The sequence below is a fragment of the Curtobacterium sp. AC272 genome (assembly GCF_979258155.1).
In genome coordinates, this window is sequence record NZ_OZ409838.1 from 787842 (window position 1) to 813601 (window position 25760).

Consider the following 25760-nt stretch of genomic DNA (forward strand, 5'->3'; position numbering starts at 1 on the left):
TTTCAGGATCGCTCTCTGGGGGTTCGGGGCGTGCCGTGTGCTGTCTGGTCGGTGGGCCACGGGGGAACCGGTGGGAACCCGTCCGCCGTCGGTGCGACCCGGAGGTACGGCGAGAGGACCTCGATGGCGTTGCCGTCACCGACCTCGACTACCGTACCCGTCAGCGCGACGATCGACGCACCTGATGCCATGCGGTACACCGGCGCGCCGGCCGGTCGGACGACGGTGCCGTTCGTGGACCGCAGGTCCTGCACCACCACGGCTTCGCCCTCGGCGTGGATGCGGACGTGCGAGGACGACACCTGCCCGTTGGCGGAGCGCACCGTCACGAGTTCCGGTTCGGGGCCGCTGGTGATCCGCGGCAGCGACGGACGCCGCCCGATGACGACCGGGTGGTCCAGACGGAAGGTGCGGTCGCCGATGCGGATCGACGGCACACGCGCCGCGGGCGCGGCAGGGACGGACGGGAGGCCCGTGGCGGCTCCGGCGGGCACGCGCGGTCCGGTGGCGCTCCGGACACGGGCGCGGACGACCGTGTCCTCCGGGTCGGCTCCGTCGTCGGCAGGGTCGTCGGCACGGTCGCCGACCGGCTCGGATGGTTCCGTGCGCGGGCGGATGACGGTGTCGCCGAGCACGTCGTCGAAGCGATCGCCGCCGTCCGACCCGCGGGGTCGACGGATGACGGTGTCCTCGATGTCGTCGTCGCGCAACCGGAGCCCTTCGGGTGTGGTGTCCTCCACCGTAGACGATCCGGTCGACCCGTCACACCGCACCGTCGGCGGTCCCCGCCGGTCACGATCGGTGCCGGTCACGACGGGGCCCGGCCCACGTCGGCGCGCTGCCGGCCAGGACCGACCGCAGGACCAGCCCGGCGAGCGGGTCGTCGGCCCGGGTCTCGAGGGCGTAGCGCGCCCGTGTCTCGGCGCGGGCCGACGACCCGAGCGCCCACGCGCACCAGGCCCCGAGTGCGAGCGCACCGGCGGCTCCGGCCGTGCTGTCCGCCTGACCGCCCTCGGCGCGCCAGACCCGCCAGGCCTCGGCACACCGGTCGCCAGCCGTGCGCAGCCGAGCACGGTCCGGTTCCGGTCCGAGGCCGTGCAACGCCGGCGGGGTGGGATCGCCGAACGGGTCGAACCCCCGGATGGCGCGCGGATCCGGCTGGTCTCGGGCGGCGAGGAACGGGATGAGCGCCATGCGGGTCGACAGCGCACCGCAGGCGGTGACGATCGCGATCGCGCCGACGCGGGAGCCAGCGCCGACGCCGGACGTGACCAGCGCTGCGGCCGCTGCTGGGAGTGTGACCGCCGCCGCGATCTCGCGAGGAAACCGGACTGCGGTGTGGTCAGGGGTGTGTGCCGTCAAGGGGATCATGCACGCCATCGAAGCGTGATCCGGGCCTCCAGTCAGGCACGAACCGACCACCTGTGGACAGCAGCGCCCCGGCCCGCCCTGTGGAGGACGGACCGGGGCGATGGTCAGACGGTGACGGGTTCCAGGCTCTCGGCGACCAGGTCCCAGCCGGACTCGCCGCGTTCGACCACGACGCCGTTCGCGGCGGCCCAGTCGACCAGGTCGTCCATGGTCGCGATGACCGCTCCGGTGCGCGCGAGCAGCGCGACCAGTCGGCCCTTCGCCGTCTTGTTCCAGTGGTTCAACGCCCGCCGGCGACCGGAACCGTCGATGCTCACGACGCGCGGGGCGACCGCGTCCAGGACGGGACCGAGCTGCCGGTAGCCCTCGGACCGGAGGTCGAGGACCAGGCCGTCCGCCCGTGCGGTCAGGACCCTGGACGAGGTCGCCGGCCAGTGCGACGCCAGCCGGATCGTCCCGAGCCGGGAGTCGTGCGACAGGCGGTACGCCGGGATCGGGTCGCCAGCACCGATCGGTCCGAACATGGCCGACTGCACGACCACGTGGTCGTGCCACCACGCCCGCGTCGACGCGTCGGCGGTCTGCGCGCCCAGGGGGTCGTAGAGCACCCCGTGTAGCGCTCGATCGCCGGCATCGTGCCCGACGTGTCGAGCTCGAGGTTGCGGAACCGTTCAGCGATCGACTTCGGGCCGAGCTTCAGAGCCGTCCTGGCCGAGGACTCCTCGGAACTGACAGAGCGGGCCGCGGTGATCACCGCGGCCCGCTCTTCGGCCAGTTCCGGGAACGAGAGATGCACGCAGATCGAGCGTGCGGCTCGTGTCCCCGCCCTCTCGCTTCGTCTCCGAAGGCGGGAGGAGGACGGTCAGTCCGGTCAGGACGCCAGCGCGGCCTGCCGCGCGACGATCGTCACCGTGTCGTGCTCCACCGACAGGAAGCCGTCTTCGGCGTCGACCGCGACGGTCGATCCATCGGCCCGCGTGATGCGGACCTGACCCTGCGCGAGGATCGCGAGCATCGGCTCGTGTCCAGCGAGGATGCCGATCTGGCCCTCTGTCGTGCGTGCGACGACCATGGTGGTGTCGCCCGACCAGACCTCACGGTCGGCCGAGACGACGCTCACGCTGAGACCCGCCATGTCAGCGGTTCTCCTTCTGGATCTGTGCCCACTTCTCTTCCACGTCGTTGATGCCACCGACGTTGAAGAACGCCTGCGTCGCAACGTGGTCGAACTCGCCGTCGGCGATGGCGCGGAAGGACTCGATGGTGTCCTTGAGCGGCACCGTGGAGCCCTCGACGCCCGTGAACTTCTTCGCCATGTACGTGTTCTGCGAGAGGAACTGCTGGATACGACGAGCGCGCTCGACCGTGATCTTGTCCTCTTCGGAGAGCTCGTCGACACCGAGGATGGCGATGATCTCCTGCAGTTCCTTGTTCTTCTGGAGGATCTGCTTGACGCGCGTGGCCGTCTCGTAGTGGTCGGCGCCCAGGTACCGCGGGTCCATGATCCGCGACGTCGAGGTCAGCGGGTCGATCGCGGGGTACAGACCCTGCGACGCGATCTCACGCGAGAGCTCGGTTGTCGCGTCGAGGTGCGCGAACGTGGTGGCCGGAGCCGGGTCGGTGTAGTCGTCAGCTGGCACGTAGATCGCCTGCAGCGAGGTGATCGAGTGACCACGCGTCGAGGTGATGCGCTCCTGGAGCACACCCATCTCGTCGGCGAGGTTGGGCTGGTAGCCCACGGCGGACGGCATGCGACCGAGCAGCGTCGAGACCTCGGAGCCGGCCTGCGTGAAGCGGAAGATGTTGTCGATGAAGAGGAGCACGTCCTGCTTCTGGACATCGCGGAAGTACTCCGCCATCGTCAGCGCCGACAGGGCCACGCGGAGACGCGTTCCCGGCGGCTCGTCCATCTGGCCGAACACGAGGGCCGTCTTGTCGAAGACCCCCGCCTCTTCCATCTCACCGATGAGGTCGTTGCCCTCACGGGTGCGCTCACCGACACCGGCGAACACCGACACACCGCCGTGGTCCTGCGCAACGCGCTGGATCATCTCCTGGATGAGGACCGTCTTGCCGACGCCCGCACCACCGAAGAGGCCGATCTTGCCACCCTGCACGTACGGGGTGAGGAGGTCGATGGACTTGATGCCGGTCTCGAACATCGAGGTCTTCGACTCGAGCTGGTCGAAGGCCGGGGCCTTGCGGTGGATCGGCCAGCGCTCGGTGATCTCGAGCTTCTCGTCCGTGTTGAGCACGTTCCCGAGGACGTCGAAGACCTTGCCCTTGGTGACGTCGCCGACGGGGACCGAGATCGAGAGCGCCCGAGTCACGGACCTCCTGGCCACGGACCAGGCCGTCGGTCGGCTTCAGGGAGATGGCACGGACCAGGTCGTCGCCCAGGTGCTGGGCGACCTCGAGGCCGATCTCCTGCGACGAGTCACCGATGGTGATGGTCGTGAACAGGAGGTTGTACATCTCCGGGATTGCGTCGTGGGGGAACTCGATGTCGACGACGGGACCCGTGACACGGGCGATCCGGCCGACACCGGGCGCCGACGACGTCTCGACCGCGGTGGTTGCGGTGTCGGTCATGGCTGGTGCCTTCCTGAGGGTGGGTATCTGTCCGCGAACGACGCGGACTACTTCTTCTTCGACGAGAGGGCGTCGGCGCCGCCGACGATCTCGGAGATCTGCTGCGTGATCTCCGCCTGACGCGCGTTGTTCGCGAGTCGGGTGAAGTCACGGATCAGCGAGTCCGCGTTGTCGCTGGCCGCCTTCATCGCCTTCTGACGGGCGGCGTGCTCGGAAGCAGCCGACTGCAGCATGGCGTTGAAGATGCGGCTCTCGATGTAGACCGGGAGCAGCGAGTCGAGCACCGCATCGGCGTCCGGCTCGAACTCGTAGAGCGGCAGGGGCTCGTTGCCCTCGGGCTCCTCGACCCCTTCGACGACCTCGAGGGGCAGCAGGCGAACGACCTGCGGCTCCTGCGTCGCCATGCTGAGGAACCGGTTGAACACGATGTGGATCTCGTCCACGCCGCCCTCTGCGGTGTCCTGGAGGAACTTCGCCACGACGGCGTCGCCGATCTCCTTGGCCGTCGAGAACTCGGGCTGGTCGGTGTTGCCGACCCACTGCTGCTCGGACGCGCGCTCACGGAACGCGAAGTACCCGACGGACTTGCGGCCGACCAGGTAGTAGACGACGTCCTTGCCCTCGCTGCGGAGCAGGGAGGCGAGCTCCTCGCCCTGCTTGAGGACGTTCGTGCTGAACGCGCCGTTCAGGCCGCGGTCCGAGGTGAAGAGCACCACGGCCGCACGGGTCGAGGACTCCGGCTCGGTGGTCAGCACGTGGTCGACGTTCGAGAACGTCGCCACGGCCGACACCGCACGCGTCACGGCTCGCGAGTACGGGCCGGACGCAGCCATGCGGGCCTGCGCCTTCTGGATCCGCGACGCCGAGATCAGTTCCATCGCGCGAGTGACCTTCTTCGTGGTCTTCGCGGACTTGATTCGCTGTCGGTAGACCCGGACCTGCGCTGCCATCTAGCGACGACCCTTGACGATCTGCTCCTGGTCGACGTCCTCGGCGTCTGCCGCGTCGAACTGCTCGGAGCCGAGGGTCTTGCCGTCGCTCGTCTGGAAGCTCTTCGAGAACTCGTCGATCTGCTTCGACATCTCGGCGACGGTCTCGTCGCTGAGCTGGTTCGTCTCGCGCAGCGTCGTGAGCACCTCGGAGTTGCGACGCAGGTGGTCGAGCAGTTCGGACTCGAAGCGCAGCACGTCCGGCACCGGGACGGTGTCGAGCTTGCCGTTGGTGCCGGCCCAGATCGAGACGACCTGCTCCTCGACCGGGTACGGCGAGTACTGCGGCTGCTTGAGGAGCTCGGTCAGGCGGGCACCGCGGTCCAGCTGACGACGCGACGCCTGGTCGAGGTCGGACGCGAACATCGCGAACGCCTCGAGGGAGCGGTACTGCGCCAGCTCGAGCTTCAGCGTGCCGGAGACCTTCTTGATCGACTTCACCTGGGCGTCACCACCGACGCGGGACACCGAGATGCCCACGTCGACGGCCGGACGCTGGTTCGCGTTGAAGAGGTCCGACTGCAGGAAGATCTGGCCGTCGGTGATGGAGATGACGTTGGTCGGGATGTACGCCGAGACGTCGTTCGCCTTGGTCTCGATGATCGGGAGACCCGTCATCGAACCGGCGCCGAGCTCGTCGGACAGCTTCGCGCAACGCTCCAGCAGACGGGAGTGCAGGTAGAAGACGTCACCCGGGTACGCCTCGCGCCCCGGCGGACGACGCAGGAGGAGCGACACGGCGCGGTAGGCCTCGGCCTGCTTCGACAGGTCGTCGAAGATGATGAGGACGTGCTTGCCGGAGTACATCCAGTGCTGGCCGATGGCCGAGCCGGTGTACGGGGCGAGGTACTTGAAGCCGGCCGGGTCGGACGCGGGGGCGGCGACGATGGTGGTGTACTCCATCGCGCCGGCGTCCTCGAGCGCACCCTTGACGGAGGCGATCGTGGAACCCTTCTGACCGATGGCGACGTAGATGCAGCGGACCTGCTTGTCCTCGTCGCCGGACTCCCAGTTGGCCTTCTGGTTGATGATCGTGTCGATCGCGATGGCCGTCTTGCCGGTCTGGCGGTCGCCGATGATCAGCTGGCGCTGACCACGGCCGACGGGGATCATCGCGTCGATGGCCTTGATGCCGGTCTGCAGCGGCTGGTGGACCGACTTGCGGGCCATGACGCCGGGAGCCTGGAGCTCGAGGGCGCGACGGCCCTCTGCAGCGATCTCGCCGAGACCGTCGATCGGGGCGCCGAGCGGGTCGACGACGCGACCGAGGAAGGCGTCGCCGACGGGGGCGGAGAGGACCTCACCCGTGCGGGTGACCTCCATGCCTTCTTCGATGCCGGCGAACTCGCCGAGCACGATGGCGCCGATCGAGTCTTCATCGAGGTTCTGCGCGAGGCCGAGCGTGCCGTCCGCGAAGCGGATGAGCTCGTTGGCCATGACGCCGGGGAGGCCCTCGACGTGCGCGATGCCGTCGCCGGCGTCGGTGACGTGCCCGACCTCGGCCGTGGAGGCCTTCGTCGGCTCGTAGTTCGAGACGAAGTCCTTCAGGGCATCACGGATCTCATCGGGGCTGATGGTGATGTCTGCCATGGGATTTTCCTTGTGGTTTTCCGGGGCCCTTCGGCTCCGAGAGGGTGACGCTGCCGGACTCGGCAGTTCCCGTTGTGGACTTGGGAGGAGCGGCTTCGACCGTACGCCTAGCCGGCGAGCTGGAGCCGGAGCTCCGAGAGCCGCGTGGACACGGTGCCGTCGATGACGTCGCCGCCGATCTGCACCCGGACCCCGCCGACGACCGTGGGGTCGACGACCTGGTTGATGCTGATGTCCTTGCCGTAGCGCTCGGCCAGCCCGCGTGCAACGCGTGCCGACTGGGCGGTCGTGAGTGCCGTGGCGGTGACCACGGTCGCGACGAGCTTGCCGTCCTGCTCGGCCACGATGCGCGAGGCATCGCGGACGAGTTCACCGATGCGGCGGCCGCGAGGCTGCTGCACGAGCGCGGAGACGATCGTCACGGTCTGCTGCGACGCCTTGGGGCCGAGGAGCCGCTCGACGAGCGCGCCCTTCTGCGCCGGGCTGCCGAGCTTCGTGCCGAGTGCCAGCTCGAGGCCGGCGTCCGAACGGACGGCGGTCTCGAAGGCGAACAGCTCGGACTCGATCGGCGAGTCGGTACCCGCGGTGGCGGCGACGGCGCGGATGCCCGCGTCCTCGATGCCGGCGAGCAGGTCCTGGTGCGAGGACCAGCGCGAGCCGGCCACCGCGGTCAAGACCGCACGAGTCGCGTGCGACTGACCGGCGAAGACGCGGTCGATGAGGACCTTCTTGCCGGCCGGGTCGGCCGTCGGGTCGGACAGCAGCCCGAGCAGCTGCGGCGCACCGGCGATCGCACGCCCGGAGGCGAGGATCTCGGCACCCACGGCCAGGTCGGCGCTCGAACCGAGGTCCGAGAGCACCGCCCTGGTGGACGCGAGTGCTTCTCTGGTAGCGCTGCGCATGCTCAGTGCTCCCCGTCTTCGCGGCCTGCGAGGCCTCGAGGTCGGCGAGGAAGCGGTCGACGACTGCCGACGACTTGGCGTCGTCCTTGAGCGATTCGCCGATCACACCGGACGCGAGGTCGAGCGCAAGGGTGCCCACCTCGGACCGGAGGGACTGGACGGCGCTCTGACGCTCGGCCTCGATCTGCGCCTGGGCGTTGGCCGTGATGCGTGCTGCATCGGCCGCTGCCTGCTCGCGGACCTCGTTGCCGATCGCCGTGGCGTCGGCGCGGGCCTGCTCACGGATGCGGGACGCCTCGGAGCGGGCGTCGGCGAGCTGCTTGTTGTACTCGTCGAGCGCGGCAGCGGCCTGCTCCTGAGCAGCCTCTGCCTTCTTGATGCCACCCTCGATGGCCTCGGTGCGCTCATCGAGCATCTTCGTGATGCGCGGCGTGACGACACGCCACATCACCAGGAAAATGATGACGAAGGCAACCAACGACCACACGATGTCGTACACCGGCGGAATGAGGGGGTTGTGCGTCTCCTCCGCCGCGATGATGAGTGCGTTGTGCATCGAGGAACCTTAGTTGGTGAAGATGAAGTACGTGGCGATGCCGATGAAGGCCAGGGCCTCGGTGAAGGCGATACCGATGTACATGAGGGTCGTCAGGCGGCCCTGGAGCTCGGGCTGGCGGGCGACGGACTCGATCGTCTTGCCGACGACGATGCCGACACCGATGGCCGGGCCGATCGCAGCGAGGCCGTAGCCAACCGTCGCGATGTTGCCGTTGATCTCCGCGAGAACGGTCGTTGCGTCCACGTGTTTTCCTTTCGAGGTGCGGGTCCGACGGTTGCCGGTCCCGTAGGGGGTCAGTGAGGAATCAGTGCTCGTCAGCCAGCGCCAGCTGGATGTAGACGGCGGTGAGGAGCATGAAGACGTAGGCCTGCAGCAGCGCGACGAGGATCTCGAAGAAGCTGAACGCGATGCCGAACGCGAGGGTCCCGACGCCGAAGGCCTTGAAGCCGAGCGAAGCGTCGAAGAAGAAGAACTGCGTGGCCGAGAAGAACAGGACGAGCAGCAGGTGCCCGACGACCATGTTCATCAGGAGTCGCAGCGTCAGCGTGACCGGACGGAGCACGAACGTCGAGACGAGCTCGATCGGCGTCACGATGATGTAGAGGAACCACGGCACCCCGGGCGGGAAGAGCGAGTTCCGGAGGAACGTGCCCGGGTGCTTGCGGAGGCCGGCGTAGATGAACGCGACGTAGGCGACGATCGCGAGGATCATCGGCATCGCGATGCGACTGGTGCCGGCGAGGTTCATGCCCGGGATCAGACCGGTCAGGTTCATGAACAGCACGCCGAAGAAGATCGTCGCCAGGAGCGGCAGGAAGCGCTTGCCGTCCTTCTCTCCGAGGTTGTCGAAGGTGTTGCGACGAACGACGTCGAACGCGTACTCGATGAACGCCTGACCGCGGTTCGGGACGAGCTTCAGCGCGCGGGTTCCCACGAAGGCGAACACCAGGAGCACGGCGACGGCGAAGAAGCGGATGAGGACGACCCGATCGATCTCGAACGGCGTCCCGGCGAAGAAGATCGCATCCGGGAAGAACTCGTTGATCGACGGACCATGGAACTCGGCGGCCTTGCTGCTCCCCGCCGCAACGGTGTCAACCGCAGCAGAGAGGGACAGGGGAAGAGCGTGGGATAGCAGCGCTGTCTCCTGTGTCGGCGCGCGCACATCATGGCACGCGATGGTGGACGTTGTGGAGGCTTGCCCGCTCCGAGCGAAAGGCTCCGGTGGCGGACTCCGAGAAGCCTATCAGGTGCGAGAGGCTTCCCGGCTTCTCAGTTGCGGGGGTCGGGTTCTCAGCGTCCGCGGAGCCACCGGACCCGTCGCCGGGCAGCTGCACGCCGATCGGGATGCGGGCCTTCGCCACCGCGACGACGTCGATGACCAGGGACCCGACGACCCCCGCGATGATCACGATCGCGAGCACCGGGAAGTCCACCCAGGTGCGGTCCTTCAGCGCCACGAGCAGCACGATGAAGACGATGAACTTGAGCAGCCAGGTGCCCATCACGATGCCGAAGAAGGCCCCGGAGATCATCTGCCCCTTGGACACACGCAGCGCGACGAGGACACTGACCGCGGTGAGGCCGAGGAACACCACGCTGAGCACGGCACCGAGCAGGCCGCCGACGAGCCCGGAGTGTCGGCGACGAGCAGTCCCACGACTCCCCCGACGATCGCCAGGGCGACCGCGAGCACGGCGCCCCACGTGATGATGCGGCGGAACACCGGCCGGACGTGGTCGAGCGCGTTCGGTGCGGTCACGTGATGTCTCCTGGGATCGTGCGGTCGTTGGCGGCCCGGTCGAGCGGGTCGAGGCTGGCGTCCACCACGGCGGCGGAGCGGTTGGCGGTCTGGGCGGCGATCTCGGTGCGCTTCCGGCCGAGCGGCGCGAACGTGGCGACGGCGCACACGGTGAAGCCGACCGCGACGAAGGCGACCACCCAGTACCAGTCCACGAACAGGAACAGCAGGCACCCGACCGCGACGGTGGCGGTCCACGCGTAGAAGATCAGCACGGCGTGGAAGTGCGAGTGCCCCATGTCGAGCAGGCGGTGGTGCAGGTGCTTGCGGTCGGCCGAGAACGGTGACTTGCCGGCGCTGAGCCGACGGGTGACGGCGAGGCCGAAGTCCAGGATCGGCACGATCAGGATCGCGAAGGGCAGCAGGATCGGGATGAACGCCGGCAGCAGCGCCTGGCGTGTCTGCACTGCGGCGGGGTCGATGTTGCCCGTGACCGACACCGCGCTCGTGGCCATCAGGAAGCCGACGAGCAGCGCTCCCGCGTCGCCCATGAACAGCTTCGCCGGGTGCCAGTTCAGGATGAGGAACCCGAAGCAGGACCCGACGAGCACCGCCGTCAGCAGTGACGGCAGGTTGAAGAAGAACTCGGTCTGCACGACCACGCGGTTGATGAAGAACGTGTAGAGGAAGAACACCCCGCCGGCGATGATCGCGACCCCGGCGACCAGACCGTCGAGTCCGTCGATGAAGTTCACCGCGTTCATCACGAGCACCACCGCCAGCACCGTGAAGATCAGGCTCATGTAGGACGAGCCGACCCCCAGCGTGTTGCCGATCGGCAGCGACACGATCGCGACGCCCTGCCAGGCGAGGATGCCCGCGGCGATGATCTGCCCCGCGAGCTTCGTCATCCAGTCGAGGTCCCAGATGTCGTCCGCGACGCCGAGGACCACGATGATCGTCGCTCCCCCGAGCACCGCCAGCACGCGCCCGGGCTCGGAGAACACGAGCCGGAAGTAGTCGGTCCCCGCGATCGACGGGAACAGGAACCACGCCGCCAGCAGCGACACGATGACGCCGATGTACATCGCGATCCCGCCGAGGCGCGGAGTCGGCGTGCGGTGCACGTCGCGCTCGCGGACCTGGGGGTACCACTTGTACTTGAGCCCGAGCCTCCACACCAGCACGCTGACCAGGAAGCTCACGACCGCGGCGATCGCCCCCGCCAGCAGGTAGTACTTCATCCGACGAGGTCGGCTCCGACGACCCGGATGATCTCGTCGTCGGAGATCACCCCGTGCCGGACGATGCGGAGCTTCCCGCCGTCCGACAGCCCCGTCGCGTCGACGATCGTCGACCCGGTGGAGGCCTCGAAGCCCTCGTGCTCCCCGATCGCGCCGCCGTCCAGGTACACGGCCACGCTGTCGCCGAGCATCCGCTCCGCGGCGTCGACGTCCATCGCCGCCGGATCGCCGGTCGAGTTCGCGGACGAGACCGCGAGCGGACCGACCTCTTGCAGGAGCTCGAGCGCGATCCGCGAGTCCGGCATCCGCAGGGCGACCGTGCCCCGCGTCTCGCCGAGGTCCCAGTCGAGCGACGGCTGCGCGCGCAGGATCACGGTCAGGCCGCCGGGCCAGAACTCGGCGACGAGGTCGCGCACCTGCTGCGGCACGTCGCTCGCGAGCGCGTCGAGCGTCGGCGGGCCGGGGATCAACACCGGCGGCGGCGACTGCCGCGTCCGGCCCTTCGCGTCGAGCAGCCGCTGGACGGCGGCCGCGTTGAAGGCGTCCGCGGCGAGGCCGTAGACGGTGTCGGTGGGGACGACGACGAGGTCTCCGCGCCCGAGGGCGGCACGTGCGAGCCGCATCCCGGTCAGGAGCCCGTCGGAGTCGGTGCAGTCGTATCGGGATGCCATGACTCGACGATGATAGTGCGACACAATGGAGGACATCGTGAACGAGACCCCTGCGCCCCACCTCCTCTTCCTCTTCGACATGGACGACGTCCTGGTCCGGTACGACTGGCAGGTGCGGATGGCCGCACTCTCCGAGTTCACCGGACACGAGTTCGAGGAGCTCCGTCGCCGCTGGTGGGACTGCGGCCACGAGATGCGTGCCGAGGCCGGCGACTTCGCCGACGGCGACGAGTACCTCGCCGCGTTCGAGCGGGCCATGGAGTGCGACGTCCCCGAGGCGGAGTGGGCGCGCATCCGCGGGTCCGCGATGACCGAGCTGCCGGAGCGCATCGAGGCCGTCCGGATCGCGAGCGAGCACGGGCGTGTCGGCCTGCTCACCAACAACGGGCCGCTCGCGGGTCGGTGGATCCACCAGTGGGCACCGTCACTGCCGGGGCTGTTCGGCGAACACCTGGACACGTCGAGCAACTTCGGCGCCCGCAAGCCGGAGCCCGAAGTCTTCCTCCGCGCGATGGAGCACCACGGCGTGCCCGCCGAGCGCACGTTCTTCGCCGACGACATGCCGGAGAACATCGCGGGTGCCCGGAGCGTCGGCATCCACGCGGTCCTCGTCGAGCGCGACACCGACCTGCGCGAGCACGTCCGCGCCTTCGTCGCGCAGCAGCGCGAGGCCTCCCCCGTCGCCTGATCCTTCCCATCACGTTCGCGATCGGAACCAGGAACGGGCGTACCTGGTCGTTCTGAACGGCCAGGTACGCCCGTTTCCGCTCGGCAACGCCCAGCACGGCACGGCAGACAGCTCAGCACGCCACACTGACCGGGAGTCCCGGGGTGCGTCCGACTACCGGGTCGCGGTGGTCGTGCGGTCGCGACCCGTCAGGTCGACGTGCGTCTCCGGGGTCCGGAACCCCGGCGCGCGAGGACCTCGCGCACGCCGGCGCCCTGCGGCTCGGCGTGCTCGATGACGAGCACCCCGCCGGGCACGAGCAGCCGCCACGCCGTCTCGGCCAGCGCGCGCACGGCGTCGAGGCCGTCCGGTCCGCCGTACAGCGCCATCGCGGGGTCGTGGTCGCGGACCTCGGGGTCGATCGGGATCGCGTCGTCCGGTACGTAGGGCGGGTTCGACACGACGACCGAGACGGTGCCGTCGAGTTCGGGCAGCGCATCGGCGAGGTCTCCGTCGACGAGTCGCACCGTGCCGCCGTGGGCGTCGATGTTCCGGCGGGTCCAGGGCAGGGCCTCGGGCGATCGTTCGACGGCGTACACGACGGCGTTCGGCACCTCGGTGTCCATGGCGATCGCGATCGCACCGCTGCCGGACCCGAGGTCGACCGCGATCGGCTCCGGGACGGCCACGGCCCGCAGCGCGTCGATGCCGAACTGCACGACGCCCTCGGTCTCGGGACGGGGCACGAACACGCCGGGTCCGACCGCCAGGGTCAGTGCACGGAAGTACGCCTGCCCGGTGATGTGCTGCAGCGGCTCGCGGGTGCTCCGCCGCGCGGTCGCGTGCCGGAAGCGCTCGACGTGCTCCGGAGCGATCGCGCCGCCGGTCATCGCGCGGGCCTGCACGGCACCGCGCGAGGTGTCGGTCGCCCACGCGAGCAGCAGCTCGGCGTCGACCTGGGGCGTCGGGACGCCGGATGCGACGAGCGCCTCCGCCGCCTGCTCGAGCAGGCGATCCGCGGCGAACGTGCGGGGCGTGTCGGAGGTGATCCGTGCCTCCAGGGCTACGCGTCCTGGTCGCCGATGGCGGCCAGACGTGCCTCTTCGTCCGCCTGGATGGCGGACTGGACGACGGGCTCGAGTGCACCGTTCATGACGCGGTCCAGGTCGTACGCCTTGTAGCCGGTGCGGTGGTCCGCGATCCGGTTCTCCGGGAAGTTGTACGTCCGGATGCGCTCCGAGCGGTCCATCCCGCGGATCTGCGACTTGCGCGCATCCGAGGCGATCGCGTCGAGCTCCTCCTGCTGCCGCGCGAGGATGCGTGCGCGGAGCACGCGCATGCCGGCCTCACGGTTCTGCAGCTGCGACTTCTCGTTCTGCATCGCCACCGTGATGCCCGTGGGCAGGTGGGTGATGCGGACCGCGGAGTCCGTCGTGTTGACGGACTGCCCGCCGGGGCCGGACGACCGGTACACGTCGATCTTCAGGTCGTTCTGGTTGATCGCGACCTCTTCGGGCTCGTCGACCTCGGGGAACACCAGCACGCCGGTCGTCGAGGTGTGGATGCGCCCCTGCGACTCGGTCTGCGGCACGCGCTGCACACGGTGCACGCCGCCCTCGTACTTCAGGTGCGCCCAGACGCCCTGCGACGGGTCGGTCGTGTTCGACTTGATCGCGACCTGGACGTCCTTGTAGCCACCCAGGTCGGACTCGGTGCGCTCGAGGAGCTCGACCTTCCAGCCCTTGGTCTCGGCGTAGTGCGAGTACATGCGCAGGAGGTCGGCCGCGAACAGCGCCGATTCCTCGCCGCCCTCGCCGCCCTTGATCTCCATGATCACGTCGCGCCCGTCGTCGGGGTCGCGCGGGATGAGCAGCCGGCGGAGACGCTCCTGGCGCTCCGCCAACTGCTCCTCGAGCCCGGGGACCTCGTCCGCGAACGCCGAGTCCTCACGCGCGAGCTCCTGGGCGGCGGCGAGGTCGTCCCCCGCCGCCTGCCAGGACTCGTACGCGGACTTGATCTGGTTGAGCTCGGCGTAGCGCCGGTTCACCTTCTTCGCCCGGGCCGCATCGGCGTGGAGCGCGGGGTCCGACAGCTGCTGCGTCAGGTCCTCGTGTTCCGCCAGCAGCCCTGCCACCGACTCGAACACGCGTTACTCCTGGTGACCGTTGTGGTGAGCGCCGCCGGTCGTCGGGACCGACTTCTGCACCTGCACCAGGAACTCGACGTTCGACTGCGTCTCCTTGAGGTTCCGCAGCACGATCTCGAGGGCCTGCTGCGGGTCGAGCCCGGCGAGGGCTCGGCGCAGACGCCAGGTGATCTTGACCTCGTCAGCGGAGAGCAGCTGCTCCTCGCGACGGGTACCGGAGGCGTTGACGTCGACGGCCGGGAAGATCCGCTTGTCCGCCAGGTGACGGTTCAGGCGGAGCTCCATGTTGCCGGTGCCCTTGAACTCCTCGAAGATGACCTCGTCCATCTTGGAACCGGTCTCGACGAGCGCGGTGGCGAGGATGGTCAGCGAGCCGCCGTCCTCGATGTTGCGCGCCGCACCGAAGAAGCGCTTCGGCGGGTAGAGCGCCGCCGAGTCGACGCCACCGGAGAGCACGCGGCCCGACGCCGGGGTCGACAGGTTGTAGGCACGGCCCAGACGGGTGATCGAGTCGAGCAGGAGCACGACGTCGTGGCCCAGTTCCACCAGGCGCTTCGCACGCTCGATGGCGAGCTCGGCGACCGTGGTGTGGTCCTCGGCCGGACGGTCGAAGGTCGAGGCGATGACCTCGCCCTTCACCGTGCGCTGCATGTCGGTGACCTCTTCGGGCCGCTCGTCGACGAGGACGACCATGAGGTGCGCCTCGGGGTTGTTCTTCGCGACGGCGTTGGCGATGGCCTGCAGCACGACGGTCTTGCCGGCCTTGGGCGGCGAGACGATGAGGCCGCGCTGGCCCTTGCCGATCGGCGACACGAGGTCGATGATGCGGGTGCTCAGCTTGCCCGGCTCCGTCTCGAGGCGCAGGCGCTCGTTCGGGTACAGCGGGGTGAGGTCCGAGAACTCGACACGGGCCGCTGCTTCTTCGGCGGTCTGGCCGTTGACCGAGTCGACGGTCACGAGCGCGTTGTACTTCTGACGGCTCTGCTGCTCGTTGTCACGGGGCTGCTTGATCGAACCGACGACGGCGTCGCCCTTGCGCAGGTGGTACTTCTTCACCTGGCCGAGGGAGACGTAGACGTCGTTCGGTCCGGGCAGGTAGCCGGTGGTGCGGACGAACGCGTAGTTGTCGAGGACGTCGAGGATGCCCGCGATCGGGATCAGGACGTCGTCCTCGGTGACCTCGGGCTCGAAGTCGTCGTTCTGGCCGCCACGGCCGCGCTTGCGGTCACGCTGGCGACGGCTGCGGCCGCCCTCGGTGTCGTCGGCGTTCTGCTGGGCCTGCTGGCCCTGCTTCTGCTGACCGTTCTGCTTCTGCTGGTTCGCCGCCTGCTGCTTCTGCTCGGCGCGGTCGTCCTGCTTCGCGTCGCGCTGCTTGGCGTCGCCCTGCTTCGGGTCGCCCTGCTTGGCGTCGGCCTGCTTCTGCTGGTCGCCACCGTTCTGCTTCTGCTGGCCGCCCTGCTGGTGCTGCTGGCCGTCCTGCTGCTCGCCGTTCTGCTCGCCGTTCTCGGCGTTCTGCCCACGGCCACGGCCACGACCACGGCTGCGACGGCCGCGACGCGAACCGCCCTCACCGTTCTGGTCGTTCTGGTCGCCGGAGTCGGCGGCACCGGACTGGTCCTGCGACTCGCCCTCGGTGCTCTGCTGTTCGGTGCTCTGCTGCTCGGTGCGCGCCGGCTGCTCGGTGCGGGCCGGCTGCTCGGTCCGGGCAGGTGCCGAGGTCGGCGTCTGCTGCTCGGCCGGCTCGTTCGGCTGCTGGGCCTGCTGGTCGGCACCGCGCTGGCCGCGGCCGCGACGCTGCCCACCGGTCTGCGTCTGGGCGGCTTCCTGGGCGTCCTTCTCGGCACGCACCTGGTCGAGGCCCGCGAGCAGGTCCTCGGTACCGGTGTGCCCGGCGTTCGTGTGCTCGGCGGCCGAGGTCGGGCCGGCGTTCACGGTGCCACCGGACGACGCGCGGCGCGAACGGCGGGCACGCGACGGCGCGGCCGGCTCGGACTCGACGGCGGGTGCCTCGGGGTCGGCGACCGGAGCGGTCGGTGCCTCGGCGGCGGGCTCCGGCAGCGTGGGCTGCTCGGTCACCGGCGCCGCGGCGGGGATCGTGGCGGGCGCTGCCGCGGCGGGGACGTCGTCCGTGACGGGGCGCTTGTCCTCGATGGAGGCGATGAGGTCGCCCTTGCGGAGCTTCGAGAGCCCGGTGATGCCGAGCGAGGAGGCGATGCGCTGGAGTTCCGGCAGGCGGAGGGCGCGCAGGTCGCTGGGGATCTCCACCGGGGTGGAGTTGTTGTCGGTCAAGGTCGGTGTTTCCTTTCGAACCGCAGAACGCGGAGAGTTTCCACCGTCCCGGATGCACGGGTATGCATCGACCGCCGTTCAGACGACGGACCGGGATTCGGTGATCAGAAAGAGATGCACACCCGCGCGCCGGACCCTGCGACGTCGCAGGCGCTGTCCTTGGGGACGGGCATACCGTGCGGTTACGCGGGTTCGGCTTCGAGCGCCGAGTGCGCCACCACCGTAGCACCACCGAGATCGACGGCCAGCATGAGCGCGCGCCAGTCGGATTCCCCGTGTCGGGCGACGAGATCCGCGGCCGTGAGCCGTTGTGCCGGGTCGCTGCCGAGCACGAGCAGGCTCGGTCCCGCCCCCGACACGACGGCCGCGAGCCCGTGCTGCCGGAGCAGGCCGATCAGTGCGTCGGTCTCCGGCATCGCGCTGGCCCGGTACGCCTGGTGCAGGCGGTCCTCGGTCGCGGCGAGCAGGAGCTCGGGGCTCTGGATGAGCGCGGCGACGAGCAGCGCGGAACGGGAGACGTTGAAGGCGGCGTCGGCGTGCGGGACGTTCTCGGGCTGCAGGGAACGGGCGAGCTTCGTCGACAGCGTGGACGTCGGCACGAACACGACCGGTGCGACGCCGCGGTGCACCAGGAGGCGCTTGTACGCGGGTCCCTCGGCCGTCATCCACGCGATGGTGAGCCCACCGAAGAGTGCGGGGGCGACGTTGTCCGGGTGCCCCTCCATCTCGGTGGCCAGGCTGAGCAGGGTCGAGGCATCCAGGTCGACGATGCCCTCGAGCAGCCCGCGGGCCGCCATCAGACCGGCGACGATCGCGGCGGCCGAGGAACCGAGCCCGCGGCCGTGCGGGATCGCGTTCGTGGCGTGCAGCTCGAGGCCGGGCTGGTCGACGCCGGCGTGCTCGAGGCCGCGGCGGACGGCACGCACGACCAGGTTCGTGTCGTCGGTGGCGACCTCGCCGGCACCGACGCCCTGCACCGTGACGGTGGCGCCGGGTTCCGGACGGACCCGGACGACGACCTCGTCGTACAGCGAGAGCGCGAGACCGAGCGAGTCGAACCCCGGCCCGAGGTTGGCGGACGTCGCCGGCACGCGGACGCGCACGGCCCGTCCGGCGGGCACAGCGTGGACCGCCCGTCCGGCCGGTACAGCACTGTGGGCGGTGACGCCCTCCCCGGTCCGGACGAGCGGTCGGGGCTCACTGCGCCGCGACCAGTCCGAGCACGTCCGCGATCGACTTGGTGTCGACCGGCACGCTCGTCGGGGTGACCTCGCTGCCGTCCTCGGTGCGCAGGGCCCACTGCGGGTCCTTCAGGCCGTGGCCGGTGACGGTGATGACGACCTTCGCGCCCTTCGGCACGATGCCGGCGTCGGCGCGCTCGAGCAGCCCGGCGACACCGATGGCCGATGCGGGCTCGACGAAGACGCCGACCTCGGCCGACAGGATGTGGTGCGCGGCGAGGATGGCCTCGTCCGAGATCGCGCCGAAGTAGCCGTCGGTCTCGTCGCGGGCCTCGAGGGCGAACTGCCACGAGGCCGGGTTGCCGATGCGGATCGCGGAGGCGATGGTGTCGGGGTTCTTGACGACCTCGCCGCGCACGATCGGTGCGGAACCGGCGGCCTGGAACCCGAACATGCGCGGGAGCTTCGTCGTGCGACCGGCGGCGACGTCCTCGCGGTAGCCACGGGAGTACGCGGTGTAGTTGCCCGCGTTGCCGACCGGCAGGAAGTGGAAGTCCGGGGCGTCACCGAGGACGTCCACGACCTCGAACGCGGCGGTCTTCTGGCCCTCGATGCGGTCGTTGTTGACCGAGTTGACGAGGTGCACCGGGTAGTTCGCCGCCAGGTCGCGGGCGATGTCGAGGCAGTCGTCGAAGTTGCCCTGGACCTGCAGCAGCTGGGCGTCGTGGGCGACGGCCTGGCTGAGCTTGCCCATGGCGATCTTGCCCTCGGGCACGAGCACCGCGGCGGTGATGCCGGCGTGCGTGGCGTACGCGGCGGCCGAGGCGCTGGTGTTGCCGGTCGAGGCGCAGATGACGGCCTTCGCGCCGTGCTCGACGGCCTTCGAGATCGCCATCGTCATGCCGCGGTCCTTGAAGGACCCGGTCGGGTTCATGCCCTCGAACTTGACGTAGACCTCGGCGCCGGTGCGCTCGGAGAGCCGACGAGCCGGGATGAGGGCGTGCCGCCCTCGCCGAGCGTGACGATCGGCGTCGCCTCGGTCACGTCGAGTCGGTCGGCGTACTCGCGCAGGACTCCCTGCCACTGGTGGGCCATCAGGCTTCTCTCTGTCCGGTGGGTCGGTCTGGTGGTGGTTCGCGGTCGGCCTGGAGGCCCGTGGTGCGTCAGGCGCCGACGAAGCGCAGGACGCTGGTCACGTCCAGGACCACGTCTTCGCCGCGGAGCGTGCGGACGGTGTCCGCCAGGTCGGCTTCGCGCGCCAGGTGCGTGCCGATGACGAGCGCTGCCGTCCCCTCGGAGGCACCCGTGGTGGTCTGCTCGACGGTCTCGACGCTCACGCCGTGCTTCGCGAGCACGCCGGCGACCGTCGACAGCACGCCGGGGGCGTCCGTGACGTGCAGGGTGATCTGGTAGCGCGTGCGGACGGTGCCGATCGGGAAGACGGGCAGGTCCGACTGGGTCGACTCCGCGACGCCCGGGCCGCCGATGACGTGCCGACGTGCGGCGGACACCAGGTCGCCGAGGACGGCAGACGCGGTCTCGACGCCACCGGCACCGGCGCCGTAGAACATGAGGTCGCCGGCAGCCTCGGCCTCGACGAACACGGCGTTCTTCGCGCCGTGCACGCTCGCCAGGGGTGCGACTCCGGCACGAGGGCCGGGTAGACGCGGGCGCTGACGCCCTCGCGGCCGTCCGCGTCGGTCAGTCGCTCGGCGGTCGCCAGGATCTTCACGACGTAGCCGGCCTTGCGGGCGGCGCGGACCTGCTCGATGGTGACCGAGGTGATGCCCTCGCGGTGCACGGCGGCGAGCGGCACCGAGGTGTGGAACGCCAGCGAGGCCAGGATCGCGGCCTTCTGCGCGGCGTCGTACCCCTCGATGTCGGCGGTCGGGTCGGCCTCGGCGTACCCGAGCTCGGTCGCGGTGGCCAGGGCGTCCTCGAACGTGGCACCCTCGCGGTCCATCAGGTCGAGGATGAAGTTCGTGGTGCCGTTGACGATGCCCATGATCCGCTCGATGCGGTCACCCGCGAGCGAGTCGTGCAGCGGTCGGATGATCGGGATGGCGCCGGCGACGGCGGCCTCGTAGTACAGCTGCGCGCCGACCTGCTCGGCCACCGCGAAGAGCTCCGGACCGTGGGTCGCGAGGAGCGCCTTGTTGCCCGTCACGACGTCCGCGCCGGACTGCAGCGCCTGCAGCACGAGCGTGCGCGCGGGCTCGATGCCGCCGATCAGCTCGACGACGATGTCGGCACCGAGGATGAGCGACTCTGCGTCGGTCGTGTAGAGGTCCTTGGGCAGGTCGACGTCACGCGCGGCGTCGACGTCGCGCACGGCGATCCCGACGAGTTCGAGGCCGGCACCGGCGCGCGAGGCGAGTTCGTCGGCGTGCTCGAGCAGGAGCCGCGCGACCTGGGACCCGACCGAGCCGGCCCCGAGCAGCGCGACGCGGACGTTGCGGTATTCGATCATCTGGAGTTGGTTCCTGTTCGTCGGGTCAGCGACCGGTGCCGGCGTGGGGCACGGGGCGGACCCCGGTGTCGCGGGCGAGGAGGTCGTCGATCGACTCGCCCCGCACGAGGATACGGGTTGTGCCGTCCGCCACGGCGACGACCGGCGGGCGGCCCACGTGGTTGTAGTTGCTCGACAGCGCCCAGCAGTACGCCCCGGTGGCTGCGACGGCGAGCAGGTCCCCCCGCTGGACGTCACCCGGCAGGTACTCGTCGTTGACCACGATGTCCCCGCTCTCGCAGTGCTTCCCGACGACGCGGGTGAGCACGGCAGGTGCCTCGGACGTCCGGGCGAGGCGAGCGGTGTAGTCGGCGCCGTACAGGGCAGGACGGGCGTTGTCGCTCATCCCGCCGTCGACGGAGACGTAGGTGCGGGTGGCGTGGCCGGTTTCCGCGTCGCCGGTCTCGAGCGTGACGGGCTTGATCGTGCCGACGCGGTAGAGCGTGATGCCCGCCGGCCCGACGATGTAGCGACCGGGCTCGACGGCGACCTCGGGCACCGGGATGTCCCGCTCGGCGCAGGCCTCGGCGATGATCGCGGCGAGGGCGTCGGCGACGTCCTCGGGCGCGAACGCGGAGTCGGCCTCGGTGTAGTCGATGCCCCAGCCGCCGCCGAGGTTCAGCTCGGGCACCGGACCGGTCTCGACGAGGGTGGCGTGCACGTCCATCAGGCGTCGAGCGGCTTCGCGGAACCCGGACTCGTCGAAGATCTGCGACCCGATGTGCGAGTGCAGCCCGACGAACACGAGCGACGACTCGGCGCGCACCGTCTCGGCCGCAGCGACGGCCTCGGTGAGCGGGATGCCGAACTTCTGGTCCTCGCGCGCGGTGGCGAGGTACTCGTGGGTCGATGCGTGCACACCGCTGTTGATGCGGATGCGGACGCGCTGCACGACCCCGGCGTCGGCAGCGGCACGGGCGACGCGCTGGACCTCCTCGTGGCTGTCGAGCACGATCGTGCCCACGCCGACCTCGACCGCGCGGGCGATCTCGGCGTCGGACTTGTCGTTGCCGTGGAAGCCGAGCATCGCCGGGTCGATGCCGGCGGCCAGGGCGACCGCGAGCTCCCCGCCGGTGCAGACGTCCACGCGCAGGTCGGCCTCGGCCATCCACGCCACGACCTGCGTCGTCAGGAACGCCTTGCCGGCGTAGTAGACGTGCGCCCGGGTGCCGATGCCCTCGAACGCCTCGGTGAACGCGTTCCGCACCCGGACCGCACGGGACTGCACGTCACGCTCGTCGACGACGTACAGCGGGGTGCCGTACTGCCGGACGAGGTCCGTCGCGGTGACACCGCCGACCGCCAGGTCGCCGTCATCGGTCCGCGTCGCGGACGCGGGCCAGATCCGGTCCACCAGCTCGGAGGCGTCCGTCGGGAACCGCAGTCGCGGCGGTGCAAGGGGTTCTCGCTCACGGGACCCGATCCTACCGACGCGGGGCGGGCCTCCCGGCCGCGTTACGCAGCCACGGGGTCAGCCGCAGCTGCCGACCGTCTGCAGGCCCTGCTCGTTGAGCGGCAGCGCGTCCGCGGTGACGCGGACCGTCGCGTCGGCCTTCGAGACGTCGAGCGAGCGCACGCGGAGCGCCTCGGGCAGGAACTGCGCCGTGCAGACCTGCACCGGCACGTTCGTCACGCCGGGGATCGAGTCCACCTTGAGGCCGAGGTCGGAGTTCGTGATCCGCACGCTCTTCGGGGTGATCGTGATGCCGCGGCCGTCGTCCTGCGCGACCACGTCGCCCTTCGCCGCGTAGGTGATGTCGTAGCCGAGCACCGCCGTGGAACCGGACAGCTCGACGCCGCCGTCCACCAGGGACAACCGGTCGAACAGCGGGCTGTACTTCGACAGGTCCTTCACGCTCGAGGACGCCAGCGTGACCGTGCCGTCGACGTCGTGCACGTCGCCCTTGCCGTCCACGGGGACGTCCTTCGCGGTGACGTCGGCGGCGAGCGGGATGCCGTCGACGGTGAGCTTCTCTGACGTGATCTCGACCTGGTCGAGGGTGCCGCTGATCAGCTGCGGGATGACGATGCCGTCGGCGTGCGCCTCGACCTGGCCCGTGGTGCCGTCGGGCAGCGACGGCTCGACCTGCTGGGCGATGATGCGGTCGACGACCCCGCGGAGCACGAACTCGGCGGTCACGACGAGGGCGGCGAGCAGGACGACGACCACGAGCAGGACGACGGGCCAGCGACGGCGCTTGCGGGGGCGTTCGGTGGCGGCGGACATGCGTCCCACCCTGCCAGGTGGTCCCGTCAGCCTGCCTGGAGGCGCGGGGTGCGGTCGGACGCGCTCGGGGCGCTAGCGCGCGGGCCGCACTCGATCGCGCCCCGCCAGGGTCATCGCGCCCGCGCACACCGGGGCGCGATGACCGTCAGGGGGCGCGTTTCGACAACGACTGGGCCGTCTGCTCGCGCCGCCGCTCCGCTACATGCGGGATGGAGCGCTCACGCCGAGCAGGCCCAGGCCGTTGCGGACGACCTGGCCGGTGGCGTCGTTCAGCCACAGGCGCGTGCGGTGCAGGTCGGTGACCGGCTCGTCGCCGAGCGGGGTCACGCGGCAGGCGTCGTACCAGCGGTGGTACAGGCCGGCGAGCTGCTCGATGTACCGGGCGATGCGGTGCGGCTCGCGGAGCTCCGCGGCGTGGCGCACCACGCGCGGGTACTCGGCGAGGGCGCCGAGCAGCGCGCCCTCGGAGTCGTGCGTCAACAGCGAGGCGTCGAACACGGAGCGGTCGACCCCGGCGGCCTCGGCGTTGCGGGCCACGGACTGGGTTCGTGCGTGGGCGTACTGCACGTAGAACACCGGGTTGTCGTTGGTGCGCTTGACGAGCAGGTCGAGGTCGATGTCGATCGCGGTGTCGCTGGCGAACCGGACGAGCGAGTACCGGCCGGCGTCGACGCCCACGGCGTCGACGAGGTCCTCCATCGTGACGATCGTGCCGGCGCGCTTGGACATCCGCATCGGCTCGCCGTCCTTGAGCAGGTTGACCATCTGCCCGATCAGGATCTCGAGGTTCGTGCCCGGCTCGTCGCCGAACGCGGCGCACATCGCCATCATCCGGCCGACGTAGCCGTGGTGGTCCGCACCGAGCATGATCAGGTTGCGCTCGAAGCCGCGCTCGCGCTTGTCGAGGTAGTACGCCAGGTCGCCGGCGATGTACGCGGGCTCGCCGTCGGACTTGATGACCACGCGGTCGCGGTCGTCGCCGAAGTCGGTCGTGCGGAGCCACTCGGCACCCTCGGCCTCGTACATCACGCCCGCCGAACGCAGCCGGGCGATGGCGCGCTCGACGGCCTTCGACTCGTGCAGGGCGTTCTCGTGGAAGTAGACGTCGAAGTCCACACCGAAGTCGTGCAGCGACGACTTGATGTCCGCGAACATGAAGTCGACGCCCTCGCGCCGGAAGAGTTCCTGCGCCTCGTCGCGCGGCAGGTCCTTCACGTCGACCGAGGGGTCGAGCGTCGCGATGACGCGGGCCGCGATCTCGGCGATGTACGCACCGCCGTAGCCGTCCTCCGGCGTGGGCTCACCGAGCGCCGACGCGACGAGCGACCGGGCGAAGCGGTCGATCTGCGCGCCGTGGTCGTTGAAGTAGTACTCGCGGGTGACGAGGCCGCCCTGCGCCTGGAACACGCGGGCCAGGCTGTCGCCGACCGCCGCCCAGCGCACGCCGCCCATGTGGATCGGACCGGTCGGGTTCGCCGACACGAACTCCAGGTTGATCCGGACGCCGTCGTACAGGTCGCCGTGCCCGAAGGCGTCGCCGCCCTCGACGATCGTGCGGGCGATCTCACCGGCTGCAGCGGCCTCGAGCGTGATGTTGATGAACCCCGGGCCGGCGACGTCGACCGAGGCCACGCCGTCGAGCTCGGTCAGCTCGCCGGCGATCTCCGTCGCGAGCTCGCGCGGGTTCGTGCCGATGCGCTTCGCGAGCTGCATCGCGGCGTTCGAGGCCCAGTCGCCGTGCGCACGGTTCTTCGGACGCTCGAGCACCACGTGGGAGTCCCCGATCGTCACGGTCTCGGACGCGCCTCGTCGCTCGACGATCCCGGTCAGGATCGACAGGTACGCGGCGGAGAGTTCGGCAGGAGTCACGGCGGACGAGTCTACCGGGACACCCAGGTGCACGCCGGACGATGGGCCATCATGTCGGGATGACCACCCGAAGCCGTGCCCGGGCGTGCTCCGTCGCCGTCGTCACCGCCGCAGCAGCACTCGCGCTGTCGGCCTGCTCGGGCGGTGGGGACAGCGATCCGACGCCCAGTGCGACCCCGGTCGGCAAGACGGTGTCGCAGAGCTGCGCCGAGCTCCTGCCGACCGCGGCTCTGTCCGTCTACGGGACTAGCTTCGCGCTCGACGACTCCTTCACGCCGGCGAAGGGCTCCCCCGCCGCGACGATCGCGAAGCAGCGGGGCCGCGTCTGCCAGTTCGTCGCCACCGACGACGACACCGAGACGATCACCCTGGCCGTCGCCGACCTGCCTGAGAAGTCGCTCACGAACCTGAAGGACGCCCTGTACGACCGGGGCGGATCGGTCCCCACCTACCGCGTCGAGGGCTACTTCGCGCTGAACGACGGCATCGGCCGCGCGGACGCCTTCGCCGACCCGTACTGGATCACCACGCAGTCGACCCTGTTCACGGAGCCCGGCGGCGCACAGCCCGTCGTCGACGCGGTGCGCGCAGCGCTGCAGCCGACGGCGACGGCGACGCCCGCGGGCTGACGCGACCGCGCCGGCACGGTGCGGGGTCCGCCGCCCGGTGCGAGGGTGCACGCCTGGTGCGCGCTTGCAGCGCCGCACGGAGCGCGCAACCCCGCTCGGGCCCGCGAAGTCCGCACGGTGCGGACGGGAGGCCCGTGGCGGGCCCGCACCGCGCCTCCCGTCCGCCCTGCAGTCGCGTCTCGTGCGCGACACGCGCTGTCCGGGAGCGCGCGCCGGACCTGCTACGGTTGTTCTACCCCTTGGCCCCCATAGCTCAGGGGATAGAGCACTGCCCTCCGGAGGCAGGGGCGGAGGTTCGAATCCTCCTGGGGGCACTGGACACACCCGTGCAAGCAGGTGCCTTCGCTGCGCTCAGTCAGCTGCGCGCGATGTCGCCTGCGGCGACCTTCCCCCGTTGAGACTTCTCCGGGTCGGGTCGGGTCGGGTCGCGCATCGCGTGGCCGATGTCGGCGTTCGCGCGGATGTTGAGGCGGATGCTGAGCAGAAATGGTCGGGTCGGGGGAAGCGACTCGACAGTTTCTGCTCACGAAGAGCCCGCGCGCACCGCACTGCCCCGTGTTTCCCCGCGCGTTACGTGCACCCCT

Annotated in this window: 20 protein-coding genes, 1 tRNA gene and 5 pseudogenes; 3 read left to right on the top strand and 23 right to left on the bottom strand. The window is 70.2% G+C overall.

Annotation, left to right across the window (positions count from 1 at the left end):
- Positions 1-2: 2 nt before the first annotated feature.
- The 14 genes and pseudogenes from ACZZ0J_RS03930 to ACZZ0J_RS03995 form a co-directional block, all read right to left on the bottom strand.
- Entirely contained in the window at positions 3-740 is a 738-nt protein-coding gene (locus ACZZ0J_RS03930; protein ID WP_463434970.1) for an FHA domain-containing protein, read from the bottom strand.
- Positions 741-792: 52 nt separating this feature from the next.
- Positions 793-1371: a hypothetical protein gene (locus ACZZ0J_RS03935; protein ID WP_228505237.1), complete on the bottom strand. Its 579-nt coding sequence runs from the start codon at positions 1369-1371 to the stop codon at positions 793-795.
- 104 nt (positions 1372-1475) lie between these two features.
- On the bottom strand, positions 1476-1979 hold the full coding sequence (gene yaaA / locus ACZZ0J_RS03940) for a peroxide stress protein YaaA (protein ID WP_463434973.1): 504 nt from the start codon (positions 1977-1979) through the stop codon (positions 1476-1478).
- Positions 1980-2242: 263 nt separating this feature from the next.
- Complete coding sequence (locus tag ACZZ0J_RS03945; protein ID WP_027465776.1) at positions 2243-2506, bottom strand: F0F1 ATP synthase subunit epsilon; 264 nt, start codon at positions 2504-2506, stop codon at positions 2243-2245.
- A 1-nt stretch (position 2507) separates the two neighbouring features.
- Positions 2508-3963, bottom strand: a pseudogene (atpD, locus tag ACZZ0J_RS03950) (F0F1 ATP synthase subunit beta).
- A 47-nt stretch (positions 3964-4010) separates the two neighbouring features.
- Positions 4011-4913, bottom strand: a complete 903-nt coding sequence (locus ACZZ0J_RS03955; protein WP_123339744.1) for a F0F1 ATP synthase subunit gamma — start codon at positions 4911-4913, stop codon at positions 4011-4013.
- Entirely contained in the window at positions 4914-6542 is a 1629-nt protein-coding gene (gene atpA / locus ACZZ0J_RS03960) for a F0F1 ATP synthase subunit alpha (protein ID WP_123294282.1), read from the bottom strand. It abuts the gene before it with no gap.
- Between the two features lie 107 nt (positions 6543-6649).
- Positions 6650-7444 carry a F0F1 ATP synthase subunit delta gene (locus ACZZ0J_RS03965; protein WP_123937769.1) on the bottom strand — a complete coding sequence of 265 codons (795 nt, stop codon included), beginning with the start codon at positions 7442-7444 and terminating at the stop codon, positions 6650-6652.
- 13 nt (positions 7445-7457) lie between these two features.
- Positions 7458-8000: pseudogene (locus ACZZ0J_RS03970) on the bottom strand (F0F1 ATP synthase subunit B); the annotation flags it as partial.
- Between the two features lie 9 nt (positions 8001-8009).
- Complete coding sequence (gene atpE, locus ACZZ0J_RS03975) at positions 8010-8246, bottom strand: ATP synthase F0 subunit C (protein WP_027465781.1); 237 nt, start codon at positions 8244-8246, stop codon at positions 8010-8012.
- A 61-nt stretch (positions 8247-8307) separates the two neighbouring features.
- Positions 8308-9168 carry a F0F1 ATP synthase subunit A gene (atpB, locus tag ACZZ0J_RS03980; RefSeq protein ID WP_333925860.1) on the bottom strand — a complete coding sequence of 287 codons (861 nt, stop codon included), beginning with the start codon at positions 9166-9168 and terminating at the stop codon, positions 8308-8310.
- 1 nt (position 9169) lies between these two features.
- Positions 9170-9709 (bottom strand): hypothetical protein, encoded by a 540-nt coding sequence (locus tag ACZZ0J_RS03985; protein WP_463434983.1) that lies wholly within the window; start codon positions 9707-9709, stop codon positions 9170-9172.
- A 52-nt stretch (positions 9710-9761) separates the two neighbouring features.
- On the bottom strand, positions 9762-10988 hold the full coding sequence (locus ACZZ0J_RS03990) for an MraY family glycosyltransferase (protein ID WP_463434985.1): 1227 nt from the start codon (positions 10986-10988) through the stop codon (positions 9762-9764).
- The gene (locus ACZZ0J_RS03995; RefSeq protein WP_123294277.1) at positions 10985-11659 is read right to left on the bottom strand and encodes an L-threonylcarbamoyladenylate synthase; all 675 of its coding nucleotides are present in this window, start codon (positions 11657-11659) and stop codon (positions 10985-10987) included. The genes ACZZ0J_RS03990 and ACZZ0J_RS03995 overlap by 4 nt, the downstream gene beginning before the upstream one ends.
- Before the next feature lie 37 nt (positions 11660-11696).
- Here ACZZ0J_RS03995 and ACZZ0J_RS04000 point away from each other — a divergent pair, with 37 nt between their 5' ends.
- Positions 11697-12347: an HAD family hydrolase gene (locus ACZZ0J_RS04000; RefSeq protein ID WP_131879678.1), complete on the top strand. Its 651-nt coding sequence runs from the start codon at positions 11697-11699 to the stop codon at positions 12345-12347.
- Between the two features lie 153 nt (positions 12348-12500).
- Here the strand turns inward: ACZZ0J_RS04000 and prmC are convergent.
- From prmC to argS, 9 genes and pseudogenes are all read right to left on the bottom strand, one after another.
- Positions 12501-13375: pseudogene (gene prmC, locus ACZZ0J_RS04005) on the bottom strand (peptide chain release factor N(5)-glutamine methyltransferase).
- Positions 13376-13389: 14 nt separating this feature from the next.
- Complete coding sequence (prfA, locus tag ACZZ0J_RS04010; protein WP_111083862.1) at positions 13390-14472, bottom strand: peptide chain release factor 1; 1083 nt, start codon at positions 14470-14472, stop codon at positions 13390-13392.
- A gap of 3 nt (positions 14473-14475) precedes the next feature.
- Entirely contained in the window at positions 14476-16761 is a 2286-nt protein-coding gene (rho, locus tag ACZZ0J_RS04015; protein ID WP_463434988.1) for a transcription termination factor Rho, read from the bottom strand.
- 182 nt (positions 16762-16943) lie between these two features.
- Entirely contained in the window at positions 16944-17864 is a 921-nt protein-coding gene (gene thrB, locus ACZZ0J_RS04020; RefSeq protein ID WP_463434990.1) for a homoserine kinase, read from the bottom strand.
- A 94-nt stretch (positions 17865-17958) separates the two neighbouring features.
- Positions 17959-19037: pseudogene (gene thrC / locus ACZZ0J_RS04025) on the bottom strand (threonine synthase).
- 68 nt (positions 19038-19105) lie between these two features.
- Positions 19106-20412: pseudogene (locus tag ACZZ0J_RS04030) on the bottom strand (homoserine dehydrogenase).
- A 25-nt stretch (positions 20413-20437) separates the two neighbouring features.
- Entirely contained in the window at positions 20438-21874 is a 1437-nt protein-coding gene (gene lysA, locus ACZZ0J_RS04035; RefSeq protein ID WP_463438134.1) for a diaminopimelate decarboxylase, read from the bottom strand.
- Between the two features lie 48 nt (positions 21875-21922).
- Positions 21923-22678, bottom strand: coding sequence for an LmeA family phospholipid-binding protein (locus ACZZ0J_RS04040; protein ID WP_463434992.1), 756 nt, complete (start codon positions 22676-22678; stop codon positions 21923-21925).
- A gap of 198 nt (positions 22679-22876) precedes the next feature.
- Positions 22877-24547 carry an arginine--tRNA ligase gene (argS, locus tag ACZZ0J_RS04045; protein ID WP_248703235.1) on the bottom strand — a complete coding sequence of 557 codons (1671 nt, stop codon included), beginning with the start codon at positions 24545-24547 and terminating at the stop codon, positions 22877-22879.
- 59 nt (positions 24548-24606) lie between these two features.
- Here argS and ACZZ0J_RS04050 point away from each other — a divergent pair, with 59 nt between their 5' ends.
- The gene (locus tag ACZZ0J_RS04050) at positions 24607-25176 is read left to right on the top strand and encodes a hypothetical protein (RefSeq protein ID WP_463434994.1); all 570 of its coding nucleotides are present in this window, start codon (positions 24607-24609) and stop codon (positions 25174-25176) included.
- 242 nt (positions 25177-25418) lie between these two features.
- A tRNA-Arg gene (locus ACZZ0J_RS04055) sits at positions 25419-25490 on the top strand.
- Positions 25491-25760: the final 270 nt, after the last annotated feature.